The organism is Oscillatoria sp. CS-180 (assembly GCF_028330965.1).
In the GTDB taxonomy this organism is placed as follows: Bacteria; Cyanobacteriota; Cyanobacteriia; order Phormidesmidales; family Phormidesmidaceae; genus Halomicronema.
In genome coordinates this window covers 69,839-80,328 of the sequence record NZ_JAQMUB010000042.1, presented here as the reverse complement: position 1 = coordinate 80,328, position 10,490 = coordinate 69,839, and the positions used below count along the sequence as shown (strand labels likewise).

General features: G+C 52.4%; 1 protein-coding gene. It reads right to left on the bottom strand.

Features of this window, described 5'->3' with window-relative positions; translation table 11 throughout:
• Nucleotides 1-9,866: cadherin-like domain-containing protein (locus tag PN498_RS10295; RefSeq protein ID WP_272062655.1), on the bottom strand; the 9,866-nt coding region annotated here is incomplete at its 3' end.
• Between the last annotated feature and the right edge of the window lie 624 nt (nt 9,867-10,490).

Genomic DNA, 10,490 nt, shown 5'->3' with positions numbered 1-10,490 from the left:
GCCGTATCCGTCCCGCCTTCACTGTCGTCCAGCGTATAGGTGAAGGTCTCAGTTAGCGTCTCTCCTTCATCTAGAGCTTGAACGGCTGTGCTCTTGCCATCCACCGTGTAGGTGTAGGTGCCATCGGCGTTCCAGTCTAGAGTGCCATAGTCGCCCGTAACGTCTTGTGTGGGATCGGTTTCAGTAGTTGAGCCATGCTGAACTTGTGCAATCGTTAGGGTATCGCCATCGGGGTCACTGTCAACGCCGTTACCGTCATCATCGCTGATGAGGTCGCCGCTATCGCTAGGGGTCGTGTCTTCGATGACAGCAGCAACGTTATCAGTCGCAGTAGGAACAGGGTTGGTGACGGACCAGGTGAAGACTTGATCAACGGTTTCATCACTGTCGTCCTTGGCGGTGACGGTGATGGAGTAGATGCCATCGCTGCCGGGACCACCCTGAGAGGCGCTGTTGTCAATCGTGCCGGTGATGATGCCCGTGTTGGGGTCGAGGGTCAGTCCTGGCGGTAGCCCAACTGCGGTGTAGGTCAGGATGTCATTCGTATCAGGATCGCTGAAGTTACCTGAGACATCCAGCGGTGTGATGTCGGTGTCATCGGGATTGTTTTGGTTGGCGATCGCCGTCCCCGCCACAGGCGTATCGTTACTGCCATTGATTGTGACGGTCAGTGTTGCGGTATCCGGACCACCTTCCCCATCATCTACTTTGTAAGTGAAGACTTCGGTGAGGGTTTCTCCGTCATCCAGGGCTTGGATGGTGGGATCGCTATTCTTCAGGACATAGGTGTAAGACCCATCCGCGTTCCAGTCGAGGGTGCCATAGTCACCAGGAATATCGACTGTCGGATTCGTCTCAGTCGTGGTGCCATGCTGGAGTTGTGTGATGGTGAGGAGGTCACCATCGGGGTCATTGTCTGCACCGTTGCCATCATCATCGCTGATGAGGTCGCCGCTATCGCTGGGGGTCGTGTCTTCGACGACACTAGCTGTGTTGTCAGTCGCGATAGGTGCCGGGTTAGTGACGGTCCACGTGAAGATCTGGTCAACGGTTTCACCACTGTCATCCTTGGCGGTGACGGTGATGGAATAAATGCCGTCGCTGCCAGGACCACCCTGAGAGGCACTGTTATCGATGGTGCCTGTGATGATGCCCGTGTTGGGGTCGAGGGTCAGCCCTGGCGGTAGACCAACTGCGGTGTAAGTCAGGACATCTGTGGTGTCTGGGTCGCTGAAGTTGCCCGAAATATCCAGTGGTGTGATGTCGGTGTCATCAGGCGTGTTTTGGTTGATGATCGCTGTCCCCGCAACCGGGGCGTCGTTCTCACCGGTGATGGTCACCGTCAGCGTTGCCGTATCCGTCCCGCCTTCACTGTCGTCCAGCGTATAGGTGAAGGTCTCAGTTAGCGTCTCTCCTTCATCTAGAGCTTGAACGGCTGTGCTCTTGCCATCCACCGTGTAGGTGTAGGTACCATCGGCGTTCCAGTCTAGAGTGCCATAGTCGCCCGTAACGTCTTGTGTGGGGTCGGTTTCAGTAGTTGAGCCATGCTGAACTTGGGCAATCGTTAGGGTATCGCCATCGGGGACACTGTCAACGCCGTTGCCGTCATCATCGGTGATAAGGTCGCCGCTATCGCTGGGAGTTGTGTCTTCGACGACATCGGCTGTGTTGTCAGTCGCAGTAGGAACAGGGTTGGTGACCGTCCAGGTAAAGACCTGGTCAACCGTTTCACCATTGTCGTCCTTAGCGGTGACGGTGATGGAGTAGATGCCGTCACTGCCAGGACCGCCCTGAGAGGCGCTAGAGTCTAGAGTTCCTGTGATTTCACCTGTTTTGGAATCAAGAGTCAAACCTGGAGGGAGTCCTGCTGCCGTATAGGTCAGGACATCGGTGGTGTCAGGGTCGCTGAAGTTACCTGAGACATCGAGTGGTGTGATGGTAGTGCTGTCGGGATTATTCTGGTCAGAGATCGCTGCCCCTGCCACGGGTGCATCGTTACTGCCATTGACCGTGACTGTCAGCGTTGCGGTATCCGTACCGCCTTCTCCATCATCCATTGTGTAAGTGAAGACTTCGGTGAGGGTTTCCCCTTCATCTAGAGCCTGAACGGCTGTGCTCTTGCCATCCACCGTATAGGTGTAGGTGCCATCGGCGTTCCAGTCCAGGGTGCCGTAGTCGCCCGTAACGTCTTGTGTGGGATCGGTTTCAGTAGTTGAGCCATGCTGAACTTGGGCAATCGTTAGAGTATCGCCATCGGGGTCACTGTCAACGCCGGTACCATCGTCATCGCTGATGAGGTCGCCGCTATCGCTGGGGGTCGTGTCTTCGATGACATCGGCTGTGTTGTCAGTCGCAGTAGGTGCCGGGTTGGTGACCGTCCAGGTGAAGACCTGATCAACGGTTTCGCCGTTGTCGTCCTTGGCGGTGACGGTGATGGAGTAGATGCCATCGCTGCCGGGACCACCCTGAGAGGCACTGTTGTCAATCGTGCCGGTGATGATGCCCGTGTTGGGGTCAAGGGTTAGTCCTGGCGGAAGTCCGACTGCGGTGTAGGTCAGGATGTCATTCGTGTCAGGATCGCTGAAGTTGCCCGAGATATCAACGGGTGCAATGGTGGTGTCATCGGGTGTATTTTGGTTGGCGATCGCCGTCTCAACAACCGGAGCATCGTTGACGCCATCAATGGTGATGGTCAAAGTGGCTGTGTCAGTGCCACCTTGACCATCGCTGATTTCGTAAGTGAAAGTTTCGGTCAGCGTTTCGCCGTCATCCAGCCCCTGTACCGCTGGATTTTTGTTGTCGAGCGTGTAGGAGTAGGTGCCGTTACCCGTCCAGTCCAGGGTGCCGTAGTCACCTGTAATGTCAGCCGCAGGATCCGTTTCAGTGGTTGACCCATGCTGGATCTGAGTCACCGTCAGCGTGTCGTTGTCCGGGTCGCTGTCATTGGGTGGGCTACTCGCATTAGGTGTGAGATCATCCGTGACGGGGGCAACTGTGTCTTCAGTGATGCTGTTGGTGTCATTTACGGCTGTCGGGTCGTCATTGGTCGGAACGACCACGATATCTTTGGTTGCGATCGTACTTTCCAGCCCACCATCATTCACCTTGAAGGAAACTGTGCGATTAGTGTCGTCGGGTGTATCGCTCGTGTTGTTGTAGGTGATGGCTTGCAGCACGTTTTGCCACTGGGCCTTAGTTGCCGTTGCACCTAACGAGGATAGAGACAGTTCCCCTGTGGTGGGATTGAAATTATCAACCTGGATATTGCCGTATAGCGTGCTGTTGTCGTTGATGAAAGCAAGTACATCTTCCGGCTCATGGCCTGCGGTGATTGAGACGACAGCGGAGGCCAGAGTCAGGCTGTCGATGTCATCAACGGTGACCGCTGGATCAATCACAACCGGAGTTGAAGGGACATTTTGACCTTCTGTAAAGGTGGTTGTTCCAGCACTGGTTACAACTGTGGGCGGATCATTCACCGCGTTGACGGTGATCACCCCTGTCAGTAAGTCCTCTTTGGCACCGCCCGAACCTGTGTTGCCACCGTCGTTGAGAGTAATGGTGAGGTCGCGAGTGGGGTCGTTGCCAAAATCAGTGGGGTTGTCGCTATTGGTGAAGTAGGTCAGTTGCTCAACCAACGCTTCTACCGCAGTCGGTGTAGCAGCTGTAGACGTGAAGTTGATAACGAGGTCACTATCAGTGCCTCCTGTGACCGTCCCAATAACTACCCCTTCGTAAGTGACATTCGTGCCCGAGATGCCAATTTCTCCAGATCCCGTTCCTTGGTTGTTGATGGCTAGCGTGTCGCCGGGCTGATAGCCATCAAGGGCGATCGCTAAGCTACCTCCGTTGAAATGAGGAGCATCAACGTCACTCACACTGATGCCCGTAGCGACTAGTTTTGCACTATCCCCTTCTTCGAAAGTGGTTCCGGCGGTGCCTGCAATGTCGGGGGTGTCATTGACTGGGTTGACCGTGGTGACCAGATTAGTGGTGTCAGCAGACCAACCACCAGGGGTATTAATGCCGCTAGAGATGTCTACAGCCGAGCCGGGTGAGAAGCCATTGCCATCGGAGAGGCGCACTGTTAGCTGCCCCGGGGTGCCGTTATAGTCAGCAACGGGTACAAATCGCAGTTCAGCAGTTGCAGGAATCACGAGGGCGGACGTATCGCTCAAGCCTGACGTGGGGACAGGCACCCATCCTGATCCGGTGTCATATTCCCAAACGCCTTCATTGACTGGGTCGGTAGCCGTGTTGTTAATAATGGCAATGCCTGCTAGAGGCGTCTCTGTGTTGCCACCGCCTGAAATAGCACTCTGATTGTCAGGGCCATCACTGTATTTGCTGCCGAGTAGGCCGTTGACCGTGTCGCCTACGGGAGCAGTTGTGTCTTCATCGATCGCGACTAAAGCCGCAGGCGTTGCCGGATCGGTAATAGTCGGCGCATCATTAACGGTATTGATGCCGGTGATGCTAACTGGGATAGCATCCTCAGACCAAGCTCCAGTTGGAGTGGTGCCGCCGTTGGTGGTGAGATTCTGAAAGTCTGCGGCGTTACTGCTGGACGTAACGGCGGCACTGGAATCGGCTAAGCGAATGTTGAGGCTGCCAGGAGTTCCGTGGAAGTCAGGCGCAGGGACAAAACGAATCTGACGATCTTTTGGAAAGACCAATGCGCTCGTTTCCGATAGCCCTGTTGCAGGAATATCAATCCAGCCGCCAGCTCCATCACTGACCTGCCAAGCACCTTGTCCAGCGTCATAACCCGTGCTGCCGACAACAGCGACATGACTCAGCCCAGTTTCCGTAGTGTCGCCACCGTTCCCGGTCTGATTGTCTTTAGCGTCGCTGTAGTTGTTGTTTGCGGTAATGAGCGCTGACAATGTATCGGCGCTGCTAGGAGTAACATCTTCAGTGCCTGCGGCGAGGGTAATGCTGCCCGAGGCAACGGGGCGATCGTTGACGGGCGTGATTGCGATCGTCTTGGTCTGGGAATGAACTCCGTTGGCTCCAGAACCTGTGTTGCCCTTGTCGTCAATCGTGACCGTTAGATCTGCACTGTTGGCATTGATGCCGTGGAAATCTGCGACTGGAGTGAACTGGAGACCGTCTAGAGCCGCATTGATCTGGTCTTCAGTACCTGTAATGGTCAGCGTATTTGTATTGTCCCCAGTAACCGTTGTGCCATCGTTGGCAACCAGAGACAACGTGCCGTGATCAACCGTAACCGTTGCTTGTAGATTGTTAGCGCCAAAATCATCGGGGTCATCAAAGCTGAAAACATTGCCTGCCCCCGTCAGCGTGAGGGTTGAATCCTCAGCAACGCTTAGGGTGTTGGCAGGTGGTGTAATCGTCGGAGCCTCGTTCTGGCCTGAAATATTGACCAGGAAGCTACCGGCGTCAGTGGTTGGTTCTCCAGTGCTACTTGTCCCTTCGGCCCCATTATTGCTGTCATCAACAGTGACCGAAATCTCGATAGTCTGATCAGCGTTGTAGTCGCTGGGCGTGAAACTGAGACTGTCTAAGGTCGCGTTAACATCGTCACGGGTACCACTGATCGTCAGCGTATCGGGACTCGTGTTGGTCACAGAGGCGCTGCCACTGGCTGTTGCTGCCAACGTGCCAAAAGGCGAACCATCGGAAACTTGCGTTGCTGCGACAGTGACGCTGAATGCGTCAGACGCACCCTGATCTAAATCGACAGTATCAGAAATAGCGATATCGCCAGAATTAAAGGTTAACGGAGTCCCATCATCGATAACTTGTAACCCTGGAACGGTAACTCCCGGCTGATCGTTGATGGGATTAACGGTGATGGCAACCGTTTTGGTATCGGTCTGGGGTGCGCCGCCAGTGTTGCCTAGGTCATTTACTGTTGTCGTGAGGGTGACTGGGCCGTTGAAGTCTGCGGTCGGCGTATAAACCAGGTTCTGTAGCGCCGCGTTGATCTCAGACTCTGAACCAGTGAGCGTAACAGTTTCGGTGCCGTTATCGGTTGCCCCTGGTAAATTCAAGGTGCCGCTACCGCTGTCAATAGACAGGGTGATCTGCATCGGTGAACCAAAGTCATCCGGATCATCGATGGAAATCAGGCCGCCAAAGCCTGTACCTGCACCGCCGTTGAAGGCTAGGGTGCCGTCTTCGTTGACGTCTGCTGATGCTGGAGCCGTGACAACAGGCGGATCGTTGTCGTTACTGGCATTGATGGCAATGGACTTCGTGATGACGTTATAGCCCGCTACCGCATCCGAGGGATCGCGACCACCATTGTTGCCAGCGGAGGGATCGTTAGGATCGAGGCGATCGTCCACGGTGACAACAAGGTCTAACGTCTGATCTTCGTCGTTGGGAACCTGAATCGACATTCCTTCCAAGGCTGCCTGCACATCCGCCAACTTGCCTTCAAGGGTTACCAGTCCACCTGGCGTACCATCGTTGCCTGTGATGGTGAGATTGTTGCTTGAGGCTAAGGTGATCGTGCTAGCGGCATGGGTGCTGTTCGGAGCGTCCTGTAGATTTAAGGTGACGCGAATGAGGTCTGTCTCACCTGGATCTACGGTGGGGAATAGGTCAGGATCGTCAATGGCGATCGCATTCCCATTGCCCGTGCTAAAGACAAATGGTGTCGTGGTATCAAAGGTTTGTGTATCGGTTGGAACCGTTAGCTCTGGCGCATCATTAACGGGAGGGTTGACAGTGATGTTGTATGTACCTGGAACAACCTCACCGCCGCCATCCCGTACCTGGAACTTAAACTGATCGCTGAAGTTTTCCGTCCCATCATGCAGGTATTCAATTAGGTTGTTATCCAAATCTTCCTGCGAGAAGACACTGCCGACCCCAAGCGCGGCTCCGTTCTTGGTGAGAGCGCCGTACTGAGTAATCTCGGTGATTAGATACTGTCTCTGAACCGTTGTGTTGTCAGGATCCTGGTAGACGAGACGACCTGGACCTGCACCTACTGGAGGATTCGACCCGTGGATGGTATCGCCCTCACCTTCAGCAACCGTTAGGTGAACGACTTCGAGGGGAGAGGGATTGTCGTTGACGGTAGCGATGTCAATGTTGACCCGTTCAATGTTCCCTAGTTCATTAGCGGTGCCTGTGTTGTCGTTAGGCTGAACCTCAAAGAAATCTGAGAAGAATTCATCACCGCCGTGCTCATACACCAGATTGCCAGCATCCAGATCGGCTTTGGTGATCACCGTATTGGCATCGACCACCACACCATTGACTTTCAACGTTCCATGTTGCGGCAGCGTTGTGACCTTGAAGGTCAGAGTGTTGGAGTCGGCATAGTTGGGGTTAGGGGTTGGCGTGAAGGTTGGCGTTTGTCCAGTGCCGTCAACGTCTCCGATAGATAAGTGAGAGCCTGAAATGATGACAACACTCTCCCCTTCCTTGACGAAGGGATTACCGCCAGCAGTCGCGGTAGGAGAGTCATTGATGGGCGTAACTGATATATCGAACTCGAATGGCGTATTGTTATCAGTCGTGACGTTTGCGCCATCGCTTAACGAAAACTCAAATTTGTCGTTAAAGATTTCACCGCCAGCATGCTGGAAGGAAAGTTTACCGTCATCAATATCTTTTTGAGAGAAGCTATCGTACAGCCCAAGTGGATTGCCATCGAGCAGTAGCGTACCCCCATCAGGAATATTCGTAAGGCGGAAGATAACTTGATCAGGCGTACTGTCAGGGTCTGTAACTTGCAGCTCAGCATTAGTGATGGCAACACTATCTCCCTCTAGCAAGGCCACACCATTGCTGTGGTAGCCGCTAGGATCACCTTGGGTATCGCCTGTGGGTGGGCTGCCTAATGAGTCTGGAGGATAGTTGCCTTGGTCTGTTGCCAAGCCAGGGCCAGAAGGTGTATCTGAGTTGATGGTTAGGTTGAAGGGGATCTCTGACAGCGTGTTGCTGTTCTCATCAGGATAGATGCCGCCTTCGCGCAAGCTAGGCCAACTTCGTAGTTCTGCGTCTCTGACAGTGAATTCAAAGCTATCGGGGACGGTGACGCTGTTCGTATTGTTGGAAAAGATGTAGGAGAGCTTGCCAGCATCTAAATCAGCCTGAGTGATGGTTGAACCAACAACTAGACTGACGAAGTTGCCTGGCGTCTTTTCCCTCAGTAGTAAACCCTCTGTAGGAAGTTTAGTGATGGTGTAGGTCAGCTGAGTATCTGACGAATCGGGGTCAGTGACCTGCAGCATGGCGTTGGTGATTGTGACATGACGCCCTGTCGTCAAATCCAGTGCTGTCCCTGTATTGTTGACCAGAGTTGGATCATCATTGTTAGGAACAATATCCAGTTCGATAGTCGTGTCTACCGTGGCAGGAACGCCTGTGCCGCCGCCATCGTCTGATAGCCGTACGTCGAAACTATCATCCAGAGGAAAGCCATCGTTCAGCGGTCCATCATTTCCATCGTGGCTGTAGGTAATGTTGTCGAGGTCCGTACCTGACAAAATTTGCCCGACTGTAGCATCAATGCCATTGACTTGAAGAACGCCATCCGTAGGCAGACTTAGAATTTCAACAGAGAACGGTTGAGTTTGATCGGGGTCCGCAATGGTGACATTAATTTTGTGATTTGTCTCGCCCTCAAAGACGATTTCATCACCGCTTAAACTTGGTGGCTGGTTGACAGGATCAATCGTGATGGGGATGTCAGTGCTGCCAACAAAGCCACCAGCTCCGTCGTCAACCGTCACTGCGAAACCATCGATTGTTCCATTGGCAACGGTGGTTTGAGTGCCATCGTGATGGTAGACCAAACCGCTAATTTGGTCTGACGAGAACGTGGAGCCAACAACAACAGGTGCACCGTTATGCCTAAGTACGCCTTTGTCAGGCAAGCGGTCAATTTTGATGATGATTTGTACAGGCAGGTTATCAACGTCGGCGATACCAAAATTGACGTCGGCAAAAGTAACCGTGTTGCCTTCTAATACGATTGCTGGACTAGGTGTAAGGGTTGGAGCGTCGTTAACGGGAGTGATGGATAGTGGAACGTCGAGACTGGCGGTATCGACGCCATCAGATGTCGTAATTTTTAGGGTGAAATCACCATCTGTTTCGCCGACGGGCGTGTAGGTGAGTCCAGCGATCGCTGCATTGACGTCACTCACTGAGCCGTCGAAACTAATTGAATTACTGCCGTCGCCAAGAACGTTAGTTAGACCACCTGTGCTGGCCAGCGTCAGTGTGCCACTAGCGATAGAAAGCGTAACGGACTGAGTGGGACTGTCTGAGTCACTAATCGTGATGCCATTGATAACGAGGTCGGTATCTTCAAGTCCTGTCCGGGGTGCAGTCTCGGCATCGGTAATCTCGGGTGCGGCCAAGATACCTGGATAGCTCTGTAGGGTTTCTTGACTGAAAGGTAGCCTCCAGGAGGGTTGACCGATCTGATACTGAAGTTCCCAGTCGCCGCCTAGTTGAGCTGACCCTGTGGGTGTAGTGGAGGCTGCGATCGCAGCACCGGTGAGTTGATGAAGCGCACTGACAAAAGCTTCGCCAACGGCTCCTGCTGCGACCCGGCAACCATAAATGACAAGATTAGCGGTATTGACCGAGCGAAACCACTTCTTTAAATGATGAGCATATTGATTTAGGTTTTGTAAGTCAAGTTTTAGGTCGCCTAATTGTAGACTTCCGGGTGAGCCATGACTGAGTAAATGCAAAGTATTAACTTCAGGATGTACAGCTAATACATCTGAAATTTGGGCGATCGTATCTCGGCCAGTATCTAAGTAATAAATGCTCGTTTCTGATATAGAAATGCTCTTTGAAAGAGTCCTTTGAAAGTCAACATTTCTATCAACAAATACTAGAGACCGACAGCTTTGAATTAACTGCACGATAGAACCTCCTGCAAACATGCACTCAATAGACAACCATCAATGTCATCTTCTCTAGCGTGCCCTTAATGCTGAGGTGCTATGCCGTGCGCTATTCATGTTCAGGCAAAACACTTAGACTGTTATTTGATTTTAGATTGCTGAAATGCAGTAATGTCAGATAGTTCTATGGGTAGATATTTTGATTAATTCGTTTAATTTGATGCCTTGGCCATTCTGAAACATATTCATTGCAAATATTTCAGCCGTTACAAAGCTACGGGATAATAAAGCAATGAACCCATACTTTTCCTCTATTAATTTTTGTATGCTTAGAAAAAGCCTTTATGTTAATGCTAGAAAAAACACGGATTGCGGTTTTTGCTTAACCTTTGTAGCTTTAAATCGATGGCTCGGAAAATACGGTTGATTTGTTGATCTTTAACTGTTTTGTCAGTATAAATACGTTCGCTCGAAAACGGATGAATTCTCAATTCCTATAGAGAGAGTTATAGCCGTTGCCGGTTCTGTTGGAACAAGACGGCGAGCCATCTGGCGATGGGCTGAGCATCTGGATGCTAATGGGTGCACAAGCCTAGATGGCTAAAAGCTAGATAGAAATCAATCACTCATGCTGTTAATGCC